At 69.9% G+C, this 20,475-nt stretch carries 22 protein-coding genes and 3 tRNA genes; 5 read left to right on the top strand and 20 right to left on the bottom strand.

Translation table 11 applies throughout. The features are described 5' to 3' along the window. Position 1 precedes the first annotated feature (1 nt). The 10 genes from hisS to C516_RS0105125 form a co-directional block, all read right to left on the bottom strand. Positions 2-1,309, bottom strand: coding sequence for a histidine--tRNA ligase (hisS, locus tag C516_RS0105170; protein WP_018717294.1), 1,308 nt, complete (start codon positions 1,307-1,309; stop codon positions 2-4). 30 nt (positions 1,310-1,339) lie between these two features. Next, positions 1,340-2,518 (bottom strand): RodZ domain-containing protein, encoded by a 1,179-nt coding sequence (locus C516_RS0105165; protein ID WP_084594087.1) that lies wholly within the window; start codon positions 2,516-2,518, stop codon positions 1,340-1,342. After that, positions 2,505-3,284 (bottom strand): type IV pilus biogenesis/stability protein PilW, encoded by a 780-nt coding sequence (pilW, locus tag C516_RS0105160; protein ID WP_018717292.1) that lies wholly within the window; start codon positions 3,282-3,284, stop codon positions 2,505-2,507. Before pilW ends, C516_RS0105165 begins: the two co-directional genes overlap by 14 nt. Then, positions 3,281-4,417, bottom strand: a complete 1,137-nt coding sequence (gene rlmN, locus C516_RS0105155; RefSeq protein ID WP_051088194.1) for a dual-specificity RNA methyltransferase RlmN — start codon at positions 4,415-4,417, stop codon at positions 3,281-3,283. Before rlmN ends, pilW begins: the two co-directional genes overlap by 4 nt. After that, positions 4,395-4,823 (bottom strand): nucleoside-diphosphate kinase, encoded by a 429-nt coding sequence (gene ndk, locus C516_RS0105150; protein ID WP_018717290.1) that lies wholly within the window; start codon positions 4,821-4,823, stop codon positions 4,395-4,397. The genes rlmN and ndk overlap by 23 nt, the downstream gene beginning before the upstream one ends. Positions 4,824-4,962: 139 nt before the next feature. Next, positions 4,963-5,289, bottom strand: a complete 327-nt coding sequence (locus C516_RS0105145; RefSeq protein ID WP_018717289.1) for a HesB/IscA family protein — start codon at positions 5,287-5,289, stop codon at positions 4,963-4,965. Then, positions 5,286-5,732 carry an iron-sulfur cluster assembly scaffold protein gene (locus tag C516_RS18605; RefSeq protein WP_084594086.1) on the bottom strand — a complete coding sequence of 149 codons (447 nt, stop codon included), beginning with the start codon at positions 5,730-5,732 and terminating at the stop codon, positions 5,286-5,288. The genes C516_RS0105145 and C516_RS18605 overlap by 4 nt, the downstream gene beginning before the upstream one ends. Then, positions 5,729-6,958, bottom strand: a complete 1,230-nt coding sequence (locus C516_RS0105135) for a cysteine desulfurase family protein (protein WP_018717287.1) — start codon at positions 6,956-6,958, stop codon at positions 5,729-5,731. Before C516_RS0105135 ends, C516_RS18605 begins: the two co-directional genes overlap by 4 nt. Next, on the bottom strand, positions 6,958-7,791 hold the full coding sequence (gene cysE, locus C516_RS0105130) for a serine O-acetyltransferase (protein ID WP_018717286.1): 834 nt from the start codon (positions 7,789-7,791) through the stop codon (positions 6,958-6,960). The genes C516_RS0105135 and cysE overlap by 1 nt, the downstream gene beginning before the upstream one ends. Positions 7,792-7,977: 186 nt before the next feature. Next, positions 7,978-8,706 carry an RNA methyltransferase gene (locus C516_RS0105125; RefSeq protein ID WP_018717285.1) on the bottom strand — a complete coding sequence of 243 codons (729 nt, stop codon included), beginning with the start codon at positions 8,704-8,706 and terminating at the stop codon, positions 7,978-7,980. 86 nt (positions 8,707-8,792) lie between these two features. Between C516_RS0105125 and C516_RS0105120 the strand changes: the two genes are divergently transcribed. Continuing rightward, the gene (locus C516_RS0105120) at positions 8,793-9,590 is read left to right on the top strand and encodes an inositol monophosphatase family protein (RefSeq protein WP_018717284.1); all 798 of its coding nucleotides are present in this window, start codon (positions 8,793-8,795) and stop codon (positions 9,588-9,590) included. A 48-nt stretch (positions 9,591-9,638) separates the two neighbouring features. Here the strand turns inward: C516_RS0105120 and secF are convergent, their stop codons facing one another. The 5 genes from secF to queA form a co-directional block, all read right to left on the bottom strand. Beyond that, positions 9,639-10,571, bottom strand: a complete 933-nt coding sequence (gene secF, locus C516_RS0105115; RefSeq protein WP_018717283.1) for a protein translocase subunit SecF — start codon at positions 10,569-10,571, stop codon at positions 9,639-9,641. A gap of 13 nt (positions 10,572-10,584) precedes the next feature. Continuing rightward, the gene (gene secD / locus C516_RS0105110) at positions 10,585-12,444 is read right to left on the bottom strand and encodes a protein translocase subunit SecD (protein ID WP_018717282.1); all 1,860 of its coding nucleotides are present in this window, start codon (positions 12,442-12,444) and stop codon (positions 10,585-10,587) included. 24 nt (positions 12,445-12,468) lie between these two features. Beyond that, on the bottom strand, positions 12,469-12,864 hold the full coding sequence (gene yajC, locus C516_RS18600; protein ID WP_018717281.1) for a preprotein translocase subunit YajC: 396 nt from the start codon (positions 12,862-12,864) through the stop codon (positions 12,469-12,471). Between the two features lie 78 nt (positions 12,865-12,942). Then, positions 12,943-14,052, bottom strand: a complete 1,110-nt coding sequence (gene tgt / locus C516_RS0105100; protein WP_211210584.1) for a tRNA guanosine(34) transglycosylase Tgt — start codon at positions 14,050-14,052, stop codon at positions 12,943-12,945. A 2-nt stretch (positions 14,053-14,054) separates the two neighbouring features. After that, positions 14,055-15,098 (bottom strand): tRNA preQ1(34) S-adenosylmethionine ribosyltransferase-isomerase QueA, encoded by a 1,044-nt coding sequence (gene queA / locus C516_RS0105095; RefSeq protein WP_018717279.1) that lies wholly within the window; start codon positions 15,096-15,098, stop codon positions 14,055-14,057. A 122-nt stretch (positions 15,099-15,220) separates the two neighbouring features. On the opposite strand from queA, the gene C516_RS0105090 reads away from it, so the two are divergent. Then, a tRNA-Leu gene (locus C516_RS0105090) sits at positions 15,221-15,307 on the top strand. Positions 15,308-15,389: 82 nt separating this feature from the next. Here C516_RS0105090 and C516_RS20755 read toward each other — a convergent pair. The 5 genes from C516_RS20755 to C516_RS0105065 all read right to left on the bottom strand — a co-directional run bounded on the left by C516_RS20755 (position 15,390) and on the right by C516_RS0105065 (position 18,836). Beyond that, positions 15,390-15,530: an entericidin A/B family lipoprotein gene (locus C516_RS20755; RefSeq protein WP_018717278.1), complete on the bottom strand. Its 141-nt coding sequence runs from the start codon at positions 15,528-15,530 to the stop codon at positions 15,390-15,392. Between the two features lie 130 nt (positions 15,531-15,660). Continuing rightward, positions 15,661-15,927, bottom strand: coding sequence for a hypothetical protein (locus C516_RS0105080; RefSeq protein ID WP_018717277.1), 267 nt, complete (start codon positions 15,925-15,927; stop codon positions 15,661-15,663). Between the two features lie 166 nt (positions 15,928-16,093). Next, complete coding sequence (glgC, locus tag C516_RS0105075) at positions 16,094-17,362, bottom strand: glucose-1-phosphate adenylyltransferase (RefSeq protein ID WP_018717276.1); 1,269 nt, start codon at positions 17,360-17,362, stop codon at positions 16,094-16,096. 125 nt (positions 17,363-17,487) lie between these two features. Further along, positions 17,488-18,132 (bottom strand): TIGR04282 family arsenosugar biosynthesis glycosyltransferase, encoded by a 645-nt coding sequence (locus tag C516_RS18595; RefSeq protein ID WP_018717275.1) that lies wholly within the window; start codon positions 18,130-18,132, stop codon positions 17,488-17,490. Then, the gene (locus C516_RS0105065) at positions 18,129-18,836 is read right to left on the bottom strand and encodes a TIGR04283 family arsenosugar biosynthesis glycosyltransferase (protein WP_026320956.1); all 708 of its coding nucleotides are present in this window, start codon (positions 18,834-18,836) and stop codon (positions 18,129-18,131) included. Before C516_RS0105065 ends, C516_RS18595 begins: the two co-directional genes overlap by 4 nt. Positions 18,837-19,009: 173 nt before the next feature. On the opposite strand from C516_RS0105065, the gene C516_RS0105060 reads away from it, so the two are divergent. From C516_RS0105060 to C516_RS0105050, 3 genes are all read left to right on the top strand, one after another. Beyond that, complete coding sequence (locus C516_RS0105060; RefSeq protein ID WP_018717273.1) at positions 19,010-20,041, top strand: zinc-dependent alcohol dehydrogenase family protein; 1,032 nt, start codon at positions 19,010-19,012, stop codon at positions 20,039-20,041. Positions 20,042-20,121: 80 nt separating this feature from the next. Next, positions 20,122-20,197, top strand: a tRNA-Ala gene (locus tag C516_RS0105055). A gap of 88 nt (positions 20,198-20,285) precedes the next feature. Next, positions 20,286-20,362, top strand: a tRNA-Arg gene (locus C516_RS0105050). The last annotated feature ends 113 nt before the right edge of the window (positions 20,363-20,475 follow it).

Here is a 20,475-nt window from a genome sequence, read left to right as displayed (position 1 = left end):
GTCAGCCCCCTCCGTTGATGTCGTCACGCCGGGTCGCCACGGCAGCGAGCTGCCCGACCAGCGCATCCTCGTCGAGCCGCACCTGATCGCCTTCGCCGCGCAGGTCCTTGAGCCCGACCCGGCCCTCCGCCAGCTCCTCCTCGGCCACGATCAGCGCGTACCGGGCACCGCTGCGATCGGCTCGCTTGAACTGGCTCTTGAACGAGCCGCCGCCGCTGTTGAGCTGCAGCCGCAGCGCCGGCAGCCGGTCGCGCAGACGCTCGGCAAGACGCATCGCCTCACCGCGGGGCGCCTCGCCCATGATCACCATGTAGGCGTCCACCGCGGGCGCCGCCCCTTCGGCCGCATCGGCCTCCGCATCCGCCACCAGCGCCACCAGGCGCTCGATACCGGCAGCGAAGCCGATGGCCGGGGTCGCCCGGCCGCCGAGCTGGGCGACCAGTCCGTCGTAACGCCCACCGGCGAGCACGGTGCCCTGGGCACCGAGACGGTCGCTCACCCACTCGAAAACGGTGCGGCTGTAGTAGTCCAGACCGCGAACCAGGCGCTCGTTGACGGTGTACGGCTGGCCGGCGGCGTCGAGCAGCTCGCGCAGGCGCCCGAAGTGCGCCTCGGACTCCTCGTCCAGCGCGTCCAGCAGGCTCGGCGCCGAGGCGATGACCTCGCGCATCGCCGGGTTCTTGCTGTCCAGCACGCGCAGCGGGTTGCTCTCCAGGCGCCGGCGCGCGTCGTCGTCGAGGACGTCCTCGTGCTTGCGCAGGTGCGCCTGGAGGCGCTCGCGGTACGCCCGGCGCGCCTCCGGCGTACCGAGGCTGTTGATCTCCAGGCGCACGTCGGTAAGGCCGATGGCCCGGAGCATGCGCCCGGTCATCAGGATCATCTCCGCATCCACGTCCGGGCCGTCGAGGCCGAAGACCTCCGCCCCGATCTGGTGGAACTGCCGGAAGCGCCCCTTCTGCGGGCGCTCGTAGCGGAACATCGGCCCCATGTACCAGAGCCGCGGCTGCGCGCCGTGCAGCAGCCCGTGCTGCAGGGCCGCTCGCACGCAGCCGGCGGTGCCCTCGGGGCGCAGGGTCAGGCTCTCACCGTTGCGGTCCTCGAAGGTGTACATCTCCTTCTCGACGATGTCGGTGATCTCGCCGATGGAGCGGGCGAACAGCTCAGTGCGCTCCAGCACCGGCAGCCGGATCTCCTGGTAACCGTAGGCGGACACCGTCCGGCGAAGGCGCTGCTCGACATCGCGCCAGAGCGCGCTCGCGCCGGGGAGAATGTCCGCGAAGCCACGCAGGCTCTGCAGGCTACTGCTCAAGTCGTTCTCCGTGATGATTGGGTTCGGCGGTCAGCGCGACTCGCCCAGGGTGAAACGGGCGACGCGTCCGTTGGCGCGGTCCGCGAGGGGGACAGCCTGGCCGTCGTGGCTCAGCGAGACCACGCTGACGTCGCCGACAACGATCTCGAACGGCGGCTCACCGGTCACCGTGCGGGTCTCGCCGCCGCCGACCAGCCCGAACAGCAGACGGTCGCCGGCGGCGTCGGTGACCTCCATCCAGGACTCGCCGGTAAACTCGAAGGTCAGACGGTCGCTTCCCGCCGGCGCGGGGCCGGCCCCGTCTCCCCCATCCTCTTCGCCAGCGGCCGCCGCCGTGGTGCCGGCAGCCCCGTTCCCGACAGCGGCGTCTGCGCCGGTCATGGCAACCCCGGACGCCGCGTCCGCGGCGGACGCACCACGCGCCGTGCCGGACGACGTGCCGGTATCCGCGGCCGCCGGCGATTCCGTACCGCTTTCAGGCGCACCCGCAGCCGCCGAGTCACCGACCTCCGGCGCGGTACCCGTCGACCCGGCGCCTCCGGTCCCGGTATCGCCGGCGCCGGTAATGCCGGTCTGCTCACCGGATGCCGCCACGCCGGCGTCCTCCGGCGGGGCAGAGGCCGCACTGCTCCCTGTGCCCGTCACAGCGTCCCCCTCAACACCGGAGGCGGCCCCGCCGGAGCCTTCCGTCGCGTTGGCGCCCTGCTGCTCGACCGTACCGCTCGCCGCGGGCGCCGACGCCCCGACCTCGGGCTGGTCCCGGCCGATCAGGGCACCGAAACCGTCGTCGTTGAACCAGAACCACCCGGCCACGGCGAGCACCGCCACCACGAGCACGACCAGCAGCCAGGGCGTGCCGGCGGGCAGGCCTGCCCCCCGCCGCGGCCCACTCTCGGAGCCCGGGGGCGTGAACGTCGGCGAGGCGTCGCGGACGCCCAGGCGGTCGAAGGCCTCGAGGATCTCGGTTTCCGGCAGCTCCAGAAACCGCGCGTAGGAGCGGATATAGCCGCGGGTGAAGGTCACCGGCGGCAGATCGTCGTAGCGATCCTCCTCGATCGCCACCACCACGTGGCGGTGCAGGTGCAGGGCGTCGGCCACCGCGCCGACAGCGAGTTCCCGGCGCTCGCGGGCCAGGCGCAGACGCCGGCCGGGTCCATGCCCGCCGGTTTCCTCAGGGGCCTCCGCCACGGGTGAATCAAAGCTTGCCATCGCTCTCCCACTCCAGCATCTGGCGCGTCTCCGGCGATTCGGGGAAACGATTGTTCAGCAGCAGCCGGTAGCTCGCCACCGCATCCTGGTTGCCGAGCTCGTGCTCGATGCGCAGGCCGAGCCACGCGGACTGGGCGGTCTGCGGCGCGGCATCGAGGTAGCGCTGGTAGAAGGCGCGCGCGTTGAGGTAATGGCCCTGCTCGTAGCGCAGGCGTGCCATGCGCAGCAGGGCCGGCGGGAAGGTCTTGTTCGCTTCCAGGGCGCGCAGGAGGTAGTCCTCCCCGACGTCCTTTCGGCCAGCGTTGAGCGCGCAGTTGCCGGCGTTGGTCAGGGCCACCGCGACGCGGTCATAGAGCGGATTGTCCGCCGCGCGGTCGAACATCGTCAGGCCGCGGTCGACATCGCCGCGGTCACACAGGAAGCGTCCGTAGTTATTGAGCGCCGTGCCGTTGTTACCGTCGAGCTCCACGGCGCGCCGGTAGTGCTTCTCGGCCTGCTCGGGCCGGTCCAGGCGCTCGTAGACGATCCCGGTCACCGTGTGCGCGTCCGCGTTGTCCGGATCCTGGCGCAGCGCCTTGCGCAGCTTGCGCAACGCCTGCCGGGGCTCGCCCTGCTGCAGGTAGCGCACGCCGAGCTGGGTATTGGCGCTGGCCGCCTGCTGGCTGTCGGTCTTGGGCTGCGAATCCGGCGCGGGCTCCTGCTGGGGCACGTTCGCACAGGCGCTCAGCCCGAGTGCCAGCACCACCGCCAGCCAGACACCCCTCATGCCGCACCCTCCGGGGCGGAACGGCCCCAGCGGGGATGCCGGCGGAGGCGGTCCGAGACCTCGCCCACGAGCTGGCCGCAGGCCCCGTCGATATCCTCCCCCCGGGTCCGGCGCACCGTGGTGATGTAGCCGGCGCGCTGCAGCAGCGAGGCGAAGCGTTGGATCCGCTCCGCCGGCGAGCATTCGTACGCCGCGCCGGGGAACGGATTGAAGGGGATGAGGTTGATCTTCGAGGGGATGCCCTCGAGCAACCGCGCCAGCTCCCGGGCGTGGCCGTCGCTGTCGTTCACGCCGTCGAGCATCACGTACTCCCAGGTGATGCGGCGGTGGGGCGTATTCGCCACGTACTGCCGGCAGGCGTCGAGCAGCTCTGCCAGGGGATAACGCCGGTTCACCGGCACGATCTCGTCACGCAGGGCGTCGTTGGGCGCATGCAGGGACACCGCCAGGCTGATGTCGCTCTCGCCCGCGAGCCGGCGCAGGTTCGGCACAAGCCCGGAGGTGGACAGCGTCACGCGCCGCCGGGAAAGCCCGTAGGCGTGCTGATCGACCATCAGCCGGGTCGCCGGCACCACGTTCCGGTAGTTCGCCAGCGGCTCGCCCATGCCCATGAGCACCACATTGGTCACCCGGCGGCCGCGCCCCTCGGCGTCGAGCGCGGACTGGGCGAACCACACCTGGCCGATGATCTCCGCCGTGGAGAGGTTGCGGTTGAACCCCTGCTGGGCGGTGGAGCAGAAGGTGCAGTCGAGCGCGCAGCCGACCTGGGAGGACACGCACAGCGTGCCGCGGTCGTTCTCGGGGATGAACACCGTCTCGATGGCGTTGCCGCCCTCCAGCGACAGGACCCACTTGCGCGTGCCGTCCCGGGACTCCTGATCGAATACCGGGCTCGGCAGACGGACCTCGGCGTGCCGGTGCAGCTGCGCGCGCAGCGACTTGCTGAGATCGGTCATCGACTCGAAGTCGAGCACACGGCGCTGGTGCAGCCACTTGAGCAGCTGCACGGCGCGAAACGGTTTCTCGCCGAGATCGGCGAAGAACCGCTGCAGGCCCTGGCGGTCCAGGTCGAGCAGGTTCACCCGACCCGGCGCATCACCGGGGTTGGCATCAACTACGGGCGCAGAGCTCATCGTCGCCAAAAAAGAACTCGATCTCGGTCTTGGCCGTCTCGGCCGCGTCGGAACCGTGGACGGCGTTCGCGTCGATGGTCTCGGCGAGATCGTGACGGATGGTACCCGCGGCCGCCTCGGCCGGGTTGGTCGCACCCATGATCTCGCGGTTCTTGCGGATCGCGTCGTCGCCCTCGAGCACCTGCACCATCACCGGCCCCGAGGTCATGAACGAGACCAGCGCGTCGAAGAACGGCCGCTCGCGGTGCACCGCGTAGAAGCCCTCGGCCTGCTCGCGGCTGAGGTGCAGCATCTTCGCGCCGACGATCTGCAGACCCGCCTTCTCGAAGCGGCTGTAGATCTCGCCGATCGCGTTTTTCGCCACGGCGTCGGGCTTGACGATGGAGAGGGTGCGTTCAACGGCCATGCGGCTACTCCGTGTTCGGTCGCAGTGGATTCCAGGATGTTAACGAGGCTCGCCGGCACCCCCGGACGAGGGCGCCGGCTAAAGGCGAACAGTCTAACCCGGGGCGCCGGACCGGGCAATTGAGCCCCCGGCGACCGGCTCACGCCACGGAGAAGCTCTCGCCGCAACCGCACTCGGCGGTAGCGTTGGGATTGCGGAACGCGAACCGCTCGTTGAGGCCCTCGCGCACGAAGTCGACCTCCATGCCCTCGATGAACGGCAGGCTCTTGCGGTCCACCACGACCCGGACGTCACCGACGTCGAATACGGTATCGTCCTCGCCGACGGCATCGGCGTAGTCAACGGTGTACATGAACCCGGAGCAGCCGGACGTGCGAACCCCGAGCCGCAGGCCCACGGCGTCATCGCGTCCCGCTACGGAGCGGCGGATGTGCGCCGCCGCGCGATCGGTTACCTGAATACTCATTTGCCACAACCTCCGTCGTCGCCGGACCGCCCGCCGATGGCCGCGAGCCGCTCGGCCGCGGCGGCGAGCGCGTCTTCAACCACCAGCGTACCATCCATATGGGCCGCGGGAATGGCCAGTGCCTCACTGATTCGACGGGCTGTCAGCCCCCCGAGTTCCGTCAGCGGCCGGCCGGCGATCTCGTCGCATAGCCAGTCCGCGGCGGCGATCACCGCCGGATCGCCGAACGCCTCGAAACGCGCGGCGGTGACACCGCCGGCCGTGTCGCCGCGCAGCCAGATCCTCACCGTCACGCCGGCCGGCACCCGGCCGGCCTCCCCCGAGAGCCAGCCGGTCCCATCGGGACGGCCGGCATGAGCGGGGGCGGCGAAACGTGCGGCCACGGCCCCGCCGTATGTCAACGCCACTGCGGGATCCAGCGGTATCGCCCCGCAGCCCGTCATATCGACACCAACGGAGTGCGGGTCCCGTAGACCGACTGGATCGTCTCGCCGGCGGCGAGGCGTTGCCACACCGGTGAGAAGCCGCGCAGATGCCCCACCGCAGCACCGATCACCGCCACCGCCCGATCGACCTCCCCGGCAGTGGTCGGCCCGCCCAGGCTGAGGCGCAGCGAGGCGTGGGCCAGGGCATCCGGCCGGCCCATGGCGCGCAGCACGTGGGACGGCGCCGGCACGGCCGCCGCACAGGCCGAGCCCGCGGAGACCGCCAGGCCGTCCAGCAGGCCGGCAAGCGCGGCGCCATGCACCCCGGGAAACGAGACATTGACGATATGCGGCGAACCATCCCGACGCCCGTTGAGGATCACACCGCCGATCTCGGCCAGGCCGGCAAGCAGGCGACCCCGCAGCGCCTCCAGGTGACGGCCGTCCCGGGCCGCGTTGCGCACGCACCGCGCCACTGCCGCCCCCATACCGACCACCTGCGCCACGGGCACCGTGCCCGGCCGCAGCCCCCCCTCCTGGCCGCCGCCATGGAGCAGCGGCATGAGCCGGACCCGCGGGCGACGACGGACATACAGCGCCCCCACGCCCTGGGGGCCATAGCACTTGTGGGCCGAAAGCGAGACCAGGTCGGCAGGCAGCCCGGAGACGTCCAGCGACACCCGGCCGAGGGCCTGGGCCGCATCGACATGCAGCAGCGCGCCGTGCCCCTTCACCCGTTCGGCGATGGCCGCCAGGTCGGGGATCACGCCGGTCTCGTTGTTCACCGCGGACACCGACACCAGGACCGTGCGCGCGGTCAGCGCGGCGGCGAGCGCCCCGGCGCTCACGCCGCCGTCCGACTCCGGCGGCACCCGCGTCACCGTGAACCCCTCGCGCTCCAGGGCCTCACAGCTCGCCAGCACCGCGCGGTGCTCGGTGGCCAGGGTGACGAGATGATCACCGCGTCCGCGCGCGTGCTGGTGACGCGCCGCCCCCTTGATCGCGAGGTTGTCGGCCTCGGTCGCCCCGGAGGTCCACACGATCTCGTCGGCCGACGCCCCCAGGGCCCCGGCGACCCGGGCACGGGCCTGCGCCACCGCGGCGGCGGCATGCCGGCCCACCGCGTGGGCACTCGCCGGGTTCCCGGCCAGCCCCTCCAGCCACGGTCGCATCGCGGCCAGAACCGCCGGGTCCAGCGGGGTGGTCGCCGCGTAGTCGAGATAGACCGGGCCGGGATCCGTCATCAGTGCGTGCCGGTGCGGGGGCTCTCCGAGTCGTCCGCACCGGACGCCTCGCCGGAGGCCTCCTCGGTCTCCTCGCCGGCCCCGGTCTGCATGCCGCAGTCACCAAGCTCGGGCAGACGCTCGTCGCTGACCTCGGCGCCGAGCTTGCGCATGGCGCGGCACATCTCCTCGAGGCGCTCGTCCGTGGTGTGGACATGGTCCAGGATGGCGTTGATGGCGTTGGCCACCGGGTCGGGCATGTCGCGGGTGGCGCCATAGGCATCGAAACCGATGCGCCGCGCGGTCGCCTCGCGCCGGCGGTCCTCCTCGGTAACGGGCTCCGGCCGCCGGGCCACCCGCGCGGGGACGCCGATCATCGTCGCGCCCTCCGGCACGTCCTTGACCACCACGGCGTTGGAACCCACGCGGGAGCCGTCGCCCAGGGTGATCGGCCCGAGGATCTTCGCCCCGGCACCGACGATGACGTTATCGCCCAGCGTCGGGTGGCGTTTGCCCTTCTCCCAGGAGGTCCCGCCGAGGGTCACGCCCTGGTAGAGCGTGCAGTCGTCGCCGATCTCCGCGGTTTCGCCGATGACGATACCCAGGCCGTGATCGATGAAGAACCGCTCGCCGATACGGGCACCGGGGTGAATCTCGATGCCGGTGACCCAGCGGGCGAACAGCGAGAGGAACCGTGCCAGCCAGCGCACGCCGCGCTGCCACAGCCAGTGGTTGCAGCGGTGGAAGATCAGCGCGTGCACGCCGGGATAGCAGGTGAGCACCTCGAAGACGTTGCGCGCCGCCGGGTCACGGTCGAAGACGCAGGCGATATCTTGCTTGATGCGGTCGAACATGATGAAGGGAGGCCCCGTATCGATGCCGGTGGATGGTTGAGCGGCCCACGGGACGCGGAGCACCGGCACGTGCGGGCCCCGCGCCGGCCCGGATAGCACCGCCGGGGCGCTATCCGGGCCGGCTACACGAGAAACGGCCGGGACCGGGCAGCATGGCAATCATGCATGCAGTATAACGGTACGGATTCATTCCCGGCCATCCGGCGGCGGGAGCCTGCGCTCCACCGCGGCGAGGATCCCGCGAAGGATGTTCACCTCCGTGTGCTCCGGCACCGCCCGGTTGAACAGCCGGCGCAGGCGCTGCATGAGGTGTTTCTGGTCCGCCGCCGCCGCGTAACCGCTGGCCGCCATGACCCGCGCCAGGTGGTCGTAGAGCCCGGCGAGGTGATTCGCCGAGGCCGGCGCGTCGTCCACCCCCGCCGTCGGCAGCGCCGCCCCTGCCGCGGCAAGGCGCAGCTCGTAGCACACGACCTGCACCGCCGCGGCCAGATTGAGCGAGGCATAGTCGGGATTGGCGGGGATATGGACCAGGCGATGGCACCGCCCGATCTCCTCGTTGGTCAGCCCGGAGTGCTCGCGCCCGAACATCACCGCCACCGGTGTATCCGGCGCACCGGCGATCTCCGCCGCCGCGTCCCGGGGGCTGAGCGCGGGCACGCCGTGACGGCGCGGTCGCGCGCTGACGCCGAAGACCCGGCCGGCACCGGCGAGCGCGGTATCCACATCCGCCGTAACGGTCGCGGCGTCCAGCACGTCCGTGGCGGCGCCGGCGTTGGCGCGGGCGTGGTCGTCGACCGCGCAGGCCGCGACCAGCGCCAGGCGCGAGAGGCCCATGGTCTTGAGCGCCCGCGCCGCGGCGCCGACGTTACCGGGATGGGTGGTGCCGACAAGCAGCACCTGAACGTGATCGAGCATCCCCGCTGGCTCCGGACAGGACAGGCGCGCATTATTGCTGTTACGCTTTACGGCTGTCCATTGCTGGCCGGAATAGGCGATCCCCAATGCATCCGATGGTGAATATCGCTGTGCGCGCCGCGCGCAGCGCCGGTAACGTCATTGTCCGCAACCTCGACCGGCTCGACCGCGTGCGCGTGGAGAGCAAGGGGGCGAACGACTTCGTCAGCGACGTGGACATCATGGCCGAGCGCGAGATCGTGTCCACGCTGCGCCGCGCCTACCCGGACCACGCCATCATCGGCGAGGAAGGTGGCGGCGAGGCGAATGCCGACTATGTCTGGCTCATCGACCCCCTCGATGGCACCACCAACTTCCTGCACGGCTTCCCGCATTTCGCGGTCTCCATCGCCGTGCTCCACCGCGGACAGCTGGAGGCGGGGGTGATCTACGACCCGGTGCGCCAGGAGCTGTTCACCGCCAACCGCGGCGGCGGCGCGACCCTCGAGGGCCGGCGCATCCGCATGCGCGAGCGGGGCAGCATCGACGGCGCACTGCTCGGCACCGGCTTTCCCTTCCGTCACCCCGAGCACAAACCCGCCTACCTGGGGATGTTCGCGGATGCGATGGAGCATGCCGGTGACATCCGGCGGGCCGGATCGGCCGCACTGGACCTCGCCTACGTGGCCTGCGGCCGGCTGGACGGCTATTGGGAGCTGGGGCTCAGCCGCTGGGACATCGCCGCCGGGGCGCTGATGGTGCAGGAGGCCGGCGGCCTGGTGACGGACTTCACCGGCGAGACCGGGTATCTCGACAGCGGCAACGTGGTCGCGGGCAGCCTGAAGCTGCACGGCAGCCTGCTCGGCACCATCCGCCCCCATCTCACCGAGGCGCTGCGCCGCTAGCACACCGCCGCGGGGCCGCCCGGGCCGGGCCGCCCCGCGAACCGCGGATCAGGGATGGTTCTCCTGGTCCGCGCCCTCCTTCTCCGGCGGGATCAGGTCCTCCTTGCTCACCCCGAGGCGCAGCGCCAGGGCGCTCGCCACGAAGATCGAGGAGTAGGTCCCGACGCCGATACCCACGAGCAGCGCCTCCGAGAACGGCCGGATGAGCTCACCGCCCAGCACCGCCAGCGCGATGACGACCAGCAGCGTCGTCGCGGAGGTCATCAACGTGCGCGAGAGGGTCTGGTTCAGCGACATATTCGCCACGTCCACCGGGGTGCCCTTGCGTACGCGTACGAAGTTCTCCCGGATACGATCGAACACCACTATGGTGTCGTTGAGCGAGTAACCGATCACCGCGAGCAACGCGGCGAGCACCGTGAGGTCGAACTCCACGCCCGTCACCGAGAAGAAGCCCAGGGTGATGGTCACGTCGTGCACCAGCGCCGCCACCGCCCCCAGGGCGAAGCGGTATTCGAAGCGGAAAGCAACGTAGGCGAGAATGCCGGCGAGCGCGTAGAGCATCGCCAGTCCGCCCTGCTCCTTGAGCTGATCGCCCACCTGTGGCCCGACGAACTCCACCCGCCGCAGCTCCGGCTGGCGGTCGCCGCCGCGGGCGGCGGCGAGGATGCGGTCACCGACACGCTGCCCCGTGGCCCCCTCCGGGGGCACCCGGATGAGCACGTCCTTGGCGGTGCCGAAATGCTGGACCACGGCGCTGGTGAACCCGGCGTCCCCGATCTCGCTTCGCACCTCGTCCAGGGACACCGGCTTCTGGTAACCGATCTCCACCAGCGTGCCGCCGGTGAAGTCGAGCCCGAAGTTCAGCCCGCGCACGGCGAGCGAGCCCACGGCGATCAGGAGCAGGACGAGCGAGACGACGAACGCGATGCGCCGCTTGCCCAGGAAGTCGATCTGCGTGTCACGTTTGAACAGGTTCATGCTGGACCTCGCCCTAGATCGAGAGCCGCGCCTTGCGGCGGGCGCCGTAGATGAGATTCACCAGCCCGCGGGTGCCCATGATCGCGGTGAACATCGATGTCACGATGCCGATGGACAGGGTGACCGCGAAGCCCTTGACCGGGCCGGTACCGAAGGCGAAGAGCACGATCGCTGCGATCAGCGTCGTGATGTTCGCGTCGGCGATGGTCGAGAACGCCTTGCCGTAGCCGGAGTCGATGGCGGTCCGCGCCGAGGCCCCGGCCCGTATCTCCTCGCGTACACGCTCGAATATCAGCACGTTGGCGTCCACGGCCATACCCACGGTCAGCACGATGCCGGCGATGCCGGGCAGCGTGAGCGTGGCCTGCAGGAGCGACAACGCGGCGACGATGAGCACGAGGTTCAGCAGCAGCGCCACGTCGGCGATCAGGCCGAAGACCTTGTAGTAAAGCGCCATGAACGCGACCACGAGCAGGAAGCCGACCACCACGGCGGCGAGGCCCTGGTCGATGTTCTCCTGGCCCAGGCTCGGGCCGATGGTCCGCTCCTCGACGATCTGCAGCGGCGCGGCGAGGGAGCCGGCCCGCAGCAGCAACGCCAGGTTGCGCGCCTCCCGCGGGTTCCCCAGCCCGGTGATCCGGAAGCGGCTGCCGAGCTGCTCCTGGATCTGGGCGACGCTGATGACCTTGCGGTCGGTCTGCTGGCGACGCTGCACCTCGCCGTTGACGCGCTGGGTCACCGTCTGGGTCTCGATGAACAGCACCGCCATGTAATCGTTGACGTGCTGGGCCGAGAACCGGGTCATGAGGTCGCCGCCGGCGGCGTTGAGGCGGATGGTCACCTCCGGCTGGCCGGTGCGCTGATCAAGCCCGGACTGCGCGTCGGTGATGTACTCGCCGGTGAGGATGGCGTTGTCCTCGAGCATCACGTAGCCGCCGTCCTGGCGCGGGTACACCTCCGAGCCCGGCGGCACCGGGCCGTCCGCACCGCCCTGGTAGGGGAAGTTGTCCATGTCCACGGGCCGGAACTCGAGCGTCGCCGTGGCGCCGAGGATGTCCTTGGCGCGGGCGGTGTCCTGCACACCCGGGAGCTGGACCACGATGCGGCTGCGACCCTGGCGCTGGATCACCGGCTCGGCCACGCCGAGCTCGTTGACCCGGTTGCGCAGGGTGGTGATGTTCTGCTCGACGGCGAAGTCGACGATCTCCTGGACCTGCTTCTCCGGCAGCTTCGCACGCATCCAGAACTGCCCGTCGGACTCGTCCGAGGTGAACTCGAGCTCACGGTAGTCGTCGCTGAGGACCTGGAAGGCCTGCTCGCGCTCCTGGGCGGCATCGAAGCCCAGGCGCAGGCTGGTGCCATCCTCGCTGATGTCCGTATAGCGCACGCGCGCCTCGCGCAGCGCCTTGCGGAACTCGTTGGTATAGCGATCCATGTGCTGCTGGATCGCCGCATCGGTGTCCACCTCCATGAGGAAGTGAACACCGCCGCGCAGGTCGAGGCCGAGGAACATCGGCCGCGCCCCCAGCGCCCGCAGCCAGTCCGGTGTGGACTGCGCGAGGTTGAGCGCGACCGTGTACTTCGGCCCCAGAGAGACGTCCAGCTCGTCCTTGGCGGCGAGCTGGGCCTCGGTGTTGTTGAGGCGGACCAGGAAGCGGCCCTCGCGCACCTCGGTGCCCTTGACTGCCAGTCCCATGCCCTCGATGCGGTCGACGACGCGCTGCTGCACGGTCTCCGCCGGAGGGTCACCGGACTCAGTGGATATCTGCAGCGCCGGGTCCGAGCCGAAGAGGTTCGGCAGCGCGTAGATCACCCCCACCACGAGCACGACCGCAAGGATGAGGTACTTCCAGAGCGGATAGCGGTTGGTCATGCCGACTCCCTGGTCGCGGCGGGATTACTGCTCGTCCGACTTGCCGGCTTTCTTCCCCGACTTGTCCTGGCCGCTGTCGGCCTTCTCCAGCTTCTGCTTGAGCGTGCCCTTGGGCAGCACCTGCGCCACGGCACTCTTCTGCAGCCGGATCTCGACATTCGGGGCGATCTCGACGCTGGCGAAGTTCTCGCCGACATCGGTCACCTTGCCGGCGAGCCCGCCGCTGGAGACGATCTCGTCGCCCTTGGCGAGGCCCTCGACGAGCTTCTTGTGCTCCTTGGCGCGCTTCTGCTGGGGACGGATCAGCAGGAAGTAGAAGATGACGATCAGGGCAACGGGAAAGATCAGACTGGTGAGCGTACCGCCCGGTGCGGCCCCGCCCTGCCCCTGGGCTAGGGCATCGGAAATCAGGAAGTCCATACGAGTCTCCTCGATATCATTGACGTATCAACTCCGCGGCCACCGCCTCCCGGGTGACCCGCAAAGTCGCGCATTATGTCACAGCCCCCGGCGCTTGGCGTAGAACGACGCCGCCCAGTCCTCGAAGCGGTCCGCCTCGATCGCCGAACGGATTCCCGTCATCAGCCGCTGGAAATAGTACAGGTTGTGCAGGGTGTTCAGCCGTGCCCCCAGGATTTCCCTGCAACGGTCCAGGTGCCGCAGGTAGGCCCGTGAGTAGTGTCGACACGTATAACAGCCACAGGTTTCATCGATGGGTCGGATATCTTCCGCGTGGCGCGCATTGCGGATGCGAAGCACCCCGGTCTCGGTGTAGAGAAAGCCGTTGCGCGCGTTACGCGTGGGGATGACGCAGTCGAACATATCCACGCCGCGGCGCACCGCCTCGACGATGTCTTCCGGCTTGCCCACGCCCATGAGATAGCGCGGATGGCCGGCGGGCAGCTGGGGCTCCAGGTGCTCGAGCACGCGGTGGCGCTCCTCGGCGGGCTCACCCACGGCGAGGCCGCCGATGGCATAGCCGTCGAAGCCGATCTCCGTGAGCCCCTGGAGCGAGGCCGTGCGCAGACCCTCGTGGACCCCGCCCTGAACGATGCCGAACAGGGCGTTGGTATTGCCGAGCTCGTCGTGACGGGCCCGCGAGCGGGCCGCCCAGCGCAGCGAGCGCTCCATCGAGGTGCGCGCCTCGGCCTCGCTCGCCGGATACGGCGTGCATTCGTCGAAGATCATCACGATGTCCGAGCCGAGGTCGTGCTGCACGGTCATCGACTCTTCCGGCCCCATGAACACCTTCGCCCCGTCCACCGGCGAGCGGAAGTGCACGCCGGCCTCGGTGATCCGGCGCGTCCGGCCCAGGCTGAACACCTGGAAGCCGCCGGAGTCGGTGAGGATCGGCCCGTCCCAGCCCATGAAGTCGTGGAGATCGCCGTGGGCACGAATGATCCGCGTGCCCGGCCGGAGCCAGAGGTGGAAGGTGTTGCCGAGGATGATGCCGGCGCCGAGCTCCTCGAGCTCCTCCGGCGTCATCGCCTTGACCGTGCCGTACGTCCCCACCGGCATGAACGCCGGTGTCGGCACCGAGCCCCCCCGGGAAAAGGTCAGCGTGCCCCGGCGGGCGCGGCCGCTGCGCGCCGCGATCTCGAAGTCCACGCTCATGCCCGGGCCTCCGGGCTGGGCGGCTGGATGAACATCGCGTCTCCGTAGCTGAAGAACCGGTAGCGCGCCTCGACGGCGTGGCGGTAGGCCGCGAGCACGTGCTCGCGGCCGGCAAAGGCGCTGACCAGCATGATCAGGGTCGATTCCGGCAGGTGGAAGTTGGTGATCATCGCGTCCACCGCGCGGAAGCGATAGCCGGGGTAAATGAAGATATCGGTCTCGCCGCTGAATGCCGCCGGCGTGCCGGCGCGGGCGCAGGTCTCCAGCGCGCGCACCACCGTCGTGCCCACCGCCACCACCCGGCCGCCACGCTCGCGGGTACGCGCCACCGCTGCGGCTGTGTCCGCCGGCACGTTCAGCCACTCGCTGTGCATGTGATGACGCGTAATGTCCGCCTCGCGGACCGGCTGGAACGTCCCCGCCCCCACGTGCAGGGTAACGCGCGCGGCCTCCACGCCGGCACCGGCGAGCCCGGCCAGCAGCGACTCGTCGAAATGCAGGCTCGCCGTGGGCGCCGCGACGGCACCGGGGCGCTCGGCGAACACGGTCTGGTAGCGCTCGCGGTCCAGGCCCTCGTCCGGCCGGCGGATATATGGCGGCAGGGGCATGTGACCGTGGCGCTCGAGCAGCTCGAGCAGCGGCGTGTCGCCGGCGAAATGCAGCCGGAAGAGCGCGTCCTCGCGCGCGACGACCTCCGCCTCGATCCCGCCCTCCAGCACCAGCCGTCCCCCCGGCTTCGGCGTCTTGTTCGCGCGCAGGTGCGCCAGCGCCTCGTGCTCGCCGGTCAGGCGCTCGACCAGCACCTCCACACGCCCGCCGCTCTCCTTGCAGCCATGCAGGCGCGCGGGGATGACACGGGTGTCGTTGAGTACGAGCAGATCCCCGGGTGCAAGCAGCCCCGCGATATCGGTGAACCGGCGGTCGGCAACCGCACCGGTCTCGCCGTCCAGGCAAAGCAGCCGGCTCGCGGTCCGCTCCGCCAACGGGCGGGAGGCGATCAGCTCGTCGGGCAGTTCGAAGTGGAAGTCGCTGCGATCCATTGGGGCCGTGCCGTTACCGAACAGCCGGCGATAGTATCAGGGCCGCCGCACGGCGGCGAATCCCCGCGCCCCGCCGGCGCCTTCACGGGGTGTCCGCGGCTGACGTATACTGAAGCCGCCCTGCCGGGATGGCGGAATCGGTAGACGCGTCGGACTCAAAATTCGATGCCCGAAAGGGCGTGGGGGTTCAAGTCCCCCTCCCGGTACCAGCTTGCGGATACGAAGAAGCCGGCCTGCGGGCCGGCTTCTCTCGTCGGGACGAACACGCCCGCCGGGCGCTCCGCCCTGTGCCTAATCGCTCGCCTTCTTCTCGATCGCCTCTCCGGTGTTCTTCACGTCCTTGCCGAAGCCTTCCATGGTGTTGCAGCCCGCGATCACGAGGACCCCGGCGATCAGCGTCAGGGCAATGATGGCACGCAGCGTACTAGCCATTTTCCGTCGTCTCCTCACTCAGTGGGGTGGATTCGTCGACAACCGAAATCATACGGCCAAAAACCATTCGCGCAAACGACAGCGGCGGCCCGGAGGCCGCCGCTGCACAGTGGCGCCGCCGGCGTGTCATTCAGGCGACGTGCCGCCGGCCCTCGCGGCTCTCGCCGCCGCGGGCACGCTCGTTGACCGAGACCACGTTGCCCGCCGGCGCGCTGCCGCCGAACCCGAAACGACGCCCGAGCCAGTTGCGAATCGCGGTGACACCATGCTGGATCGTGCGGGCGCGGGCCCGGCGCATCTCCTGCATCAGCCAGTGATCGCGCTCGGCGGCGGTCATGGCCATCAGGTCCTGCGCCTTGGACGGGAAAAAGATGAGATCACGCCCCTCGTTCTGCATGGTGAACCTCCGATTCAGAACATTGTTGAAAACACCACTGATTCTGCTGTCGCTATGCTGCGCCGCGACATAGCTAATTCTAGGGCTGTAAAGGGATTAATTCAATGGATACAGGATTGTCGCCAGTGACCGTTCGTCGGCCGAAAAACGATGGAAATCGTTTCCATCACCGGACATGGGCGACCTCCTGGCCAAGCATCTCCGCGGTGACCAGGACCACCCCGCCGGAGGAGACGTAGAAGCGCTCGCAGTCCGCCTGCTCGTCCTCGCCGATCACCGTCCCGGGCGGGATACGGCAGCCCTCGTCGATCACGCAGCGGCGGATCCGCGAACCCGCTCCCACCTCGACGTCGGGCAGAATGACGGCGTCCTCCACCCGGGCCCGCGGACGCACGCGGACCTGGCTGAACAGCAGCGAATGGCGCACCTCGCCCTCGATGAGGTCACCGCCGGAGACCATCGCGTCCACGGCGATGCCGCCGTGACCCTCGCCGTCGTGGATGAACTTCGCCGGCGGCAGCTGCGCCTGGTAGGTCCAGATCGGCCAGTCCTCGTCGTAGAGGTCGAGTTCCGGGGTCCGGCCGATGAGCTCCAGGTTCGCCTCGAAGAAGGCGTCCACGGTGCCCACGTCCCGCCAGTAGGGCTGGGCACCGGACTCAGGGTCGGCGAATGGATAGGCCATCACCCGGTCCTGCTCGATCGCGGCGGGGATTATATCGCGGCCGAAGTCCCGGGAAGAGTTGATGTCCTCGGCGTCCGCGCGCAGGCGCTCGAAGAGATACTCCCGATTGAAGATGTAGATGCCCATGGACACCAGCGCCCGGTCGGGATCGTCCGGCGTAGGCTCCGGGTCCACGGGCTTCTCGGCGAAACGCAACACGTGCCCGTCGGTATCCGCAGTCATCACCCCGAACGAGCGCGCGCGCTCACGCGGCATGCGCACGCAGCCCACGGTCATGTCCGCCCCGCTCGCGGCGTGCTGGGCGATCATCGGCCCGTAGTCCATCTTGTAGACGTGATCGCCGGCGAGCACGAGGACGTAGCCCGGGTTGTGGGCCTGGATGATGTCGATGTTCTGATGGATGGCATCGGCGGTCCCCGCGAACCACAGGGGCTTATCCAGGCGCTGCTGGGCCGGGACGACCTCGATGAACTCCCCGAACTCGCCGCGCAGGAACCCCCAGCCGCGCTGGACGTGCTGGATCAGCGAGTGCGCCTTGTACTGGGTGATCACCTCGATGCGGCGGATGCCCGAGTTGATACAGTTCGACAGCGGGAAGTCGATGAGACGGAACTTGCCGCCGAACGGCACCGCCGGCTTGGTCCGCCAGTCGGTGAGGTTCGCGAGCCGGCCGCCGCGGCCGCCCGCCAGTATGATCGCGAGGGTGTCGCGCGTAAGACGGCTGACGAAGCGGGGGTTGCGCTCCAGAAACATCGCCACTCCTAGTAGCGGCCTGACTCCGACAGGCCACCTGCCCGGGAAAGCGGGCCGTTATGCGGTCCGCCGGCATCGATCCGGGCCCTGAGCGGCGAGCGTTATGCCGCTGAACCCGACGGGTCTCAAGGATACCCGTGGCGCGGGCGACCTCCAAGCGGCCGCCGGCCGCGCTCGCGCCGCCAGCGGTGCAGATCCAGCCAGTCATCCACGTCCCAGGCCGGCGCCAGCTCGGTAACGGGGACGCCGGCAGCAGCGAGACGGCGGCGCGTACGGCGCATCAACCGGGGATCGCCCCAGGGCATGCGCACGAACGCCTCGGACACGGGCCGGGAGGCCCCCACCAGCGCATAGCCGCCGTCCTCGGCCGGGGCGAGCACCACACCCGCCCCCGCCTCCAGCGCCGCGAAGGCCCCGGTCAAATGGGCACGGGTCACGCCGGCGCAGTCCGCACCGACGATCACCGGCAGACCGCCGCCAGCCAGCACGCGCCGCAGCGCGCGCTCCATCCGCGCCCCGAGGTCGCCCGGCCCCTGGGTCCGGAAATCACCGCCGTGACGCTCAGCCAGGCGCCGCAGCGCCGGGTGCGGCGCCCCGGCCCCAACCACGGTAAGCCGGGCGCCGCCGGCGCCGGCGAGGCGGACAACCGTATCGCGGAGCAGGCCCCGGTATGCGGCCAGCGCGGCACGGTCGCCGATACGCCGCGCCAGCCGGGTCTTCACCCGCCCGCGCAGCGGGGGCTTCGCGAAGATCAGCAGATGACGGCTCACGGGGCATCGCCACTACGGTAGTAGCGCCGGTGGAGACGCTGCGGATCGGCGCCGAGCCGGTAGGCCAGGCGCAGGCGCCACATCAGTGCGATCGTGCGCCACGCGCCGTTACGCTCCCAACGCCGGCTGGAGGTCACCAGCGGCCCGGGCGCGCACCAGGGGGGCGCGACACGGCGCAGCCGGGCCGACAGCGCGATATCCTCCATCAGCGGCTGCTCCGGGAATCCGCCCACGCGCCGGAACACGCCGGCGTCAACGAACAGTCCCTGGTCTCCGGTGGCAATACCGGTCCAGCGTGAACGGGTGTTCATGGCCGCGGCGATGACCCGGTAGAGCCAGCGGTCACCGCTCAGACGCACGTCGAACCGCCCCCACGCGGCACCACCGTCGACGGCGTCGAGAAGCGCGTCCCGGCATCCGGGGGTGAGCCGCGAGTCCGCGTGCAGGAACCACAGCATCCCGCCGCAGGCCCGGGCGGCGCCCGCGTTCATCTGCCGGGCACGCCCGGGCGGCGTGCCCACGACCCGGTCCGCCCGCCGCGCCGCGGATGCGGGCGTACCGTCACGGCTGCCGCCGTCCGCGACGATGACCTCGTCCCCGGCCTCGCGAAACGGCACCAGGGACGCCAGCAGCCCGGGCAGAACGGCCGCCTCGTCGAGGACGGGGATAATGATCGACAGCCGCGGCGTCACGTCTTGCTCCATGGGCGCGGGATGGCCCGCCGACAGGGGGATTCTGACACGAACACCGGCCTCCGCTCACCGCACGGCGGCCGGCGGCTGTCCGGCGTGCCTCACCGACGATGGTGATCCTGGCCGGCGGCGGAGCTAGACTGGGGATACCACGTAACGGCCTGTAAAGGCAGGGAGGCAACGCGATGAAGGCACTGGTCTACGAAGGACCCGGCAAGCGCACATGGCAGGACCGTCCGGATCCGTCCGTCGAGAAACCCACGGATGCGGTCGTGCGAATCACCCACACGACCATCTGCGGCACCGATCTGCACATCCTCAAGGGCGACGTCCCCACCTGCGAACCGGGCCGTATCCTCGGCCACGAGGGTGTCGGCGTGGTCGAGTCCGTGGGTGACGGCGTCGCCGGCGTAAAACCCGGGGACCCGGTGCTGATCTCATGTATCACCGCCTGCGGGCGCTGCGATTACTGCAAGCGCGGCGTCTACGCCCACTGCCGCGACGGCGGCTGGATCCTCGGCCACCGCATCGACGGCACCCAGGCCGAGCGCGTGCGCATCCCCCACGCGGACAACAGCCTCTACCGCCTGCCCGAAGGACTGGACCCGGCGGCCGCGGTGATGCTCAGCGACATCCTGCCCACGGGCCACGAGATCGGCGCGCTCAACGGCGAAGTCGGGCTCGGCGATACCGTCGCGATCGTGGGCTCCGGGCCCATCGGCCTCGCCGCCCTGCTCACCGCGCGCTTCTACTCCCCCGCGCGCATCATCATGATCGACCCGGACGAGAACCGGCTGGCGATGGCGCGGCAGCTCGGCGCCACCGACACGGTCACCGGCGACGCGGTGGACACGGTCATGGACATGACCGGCGGTGAAGGCGTGGACGTGGCCATGGAGGCCGTGGGGATCCCGGACACGTTCGATATCTGCCAGCGCATCGTCCGCCCCGGCGGTCACATCGCCAACATCGGGGTCCACGGCAAGGGCGTGACCTTCCACCTCGAGGACCTGTGGATCAAGAACATCACGGTCCGTACCGGCCTGGTGAACACCAACACCATCCCCGTGCTCATGCGCATCCTCGAGGCCGGCGGTGTCGATGCGGCCGGGCTGGTGACCCATCGCTTCCGGCTCGACGAGGTGGAGCGGGCCTACGACGTGTTCTCCCGCGCCAGCGACGAGAAGGCGATCAAGGTGCTGCTGACCGGCGAGTGAACCCGCCGTACCGCCGCCTCGCGCGGGGCGGCGGTATTGCATAGACAGAGCACGATGATATACTCCCTCGCGTTCTTACAGGGGCCGTAGCTCAGTTGGGAGAGCGCTAGAATCGCACTCTAGAGGTCAGGGGTTCGACTCCCCTCGGCTCCACCAGATAACGGAAAAAGGCCGGTCAGTGACCGGCCTTTTTTATGGGCGGGATTTGGGCGCCGGGAGGCGCACCGGTATACTGCCCGCTCACGCCCCGGTAGCTCAGTCGGATAGAGCAACCGCCTCCTAAGCGGTAGGTCGCAGGTTCGAATCCTGCCCGGGGCGCCAGCACACCGACCCCTCCCCTTTTTATCCACCGAGATACGGACGCGGCCATACCCGGCACGGGCGCGCCCCGGCGGGCATGCCGCCGGCCGGGACCGGGTACGGACCCGCCGGTG

This window comes from Arhodomonas aquaeolei DSM 8974 (assembly GCF_000374645.1).
In the GTDB taxonomy this organism is placed as follows: Bacteria; Pseudomonadota; Gammaproteobacteria; order Nitrococcales; family Nitrococcaceae; genus Arhodomonas; species Arhodomonas aquaeolei.
The sequence above is the reverse complement of the archived record's forward strand: the minus strand, read 5'-3'. Positions and strand labels throughout refer to the sequence as shown.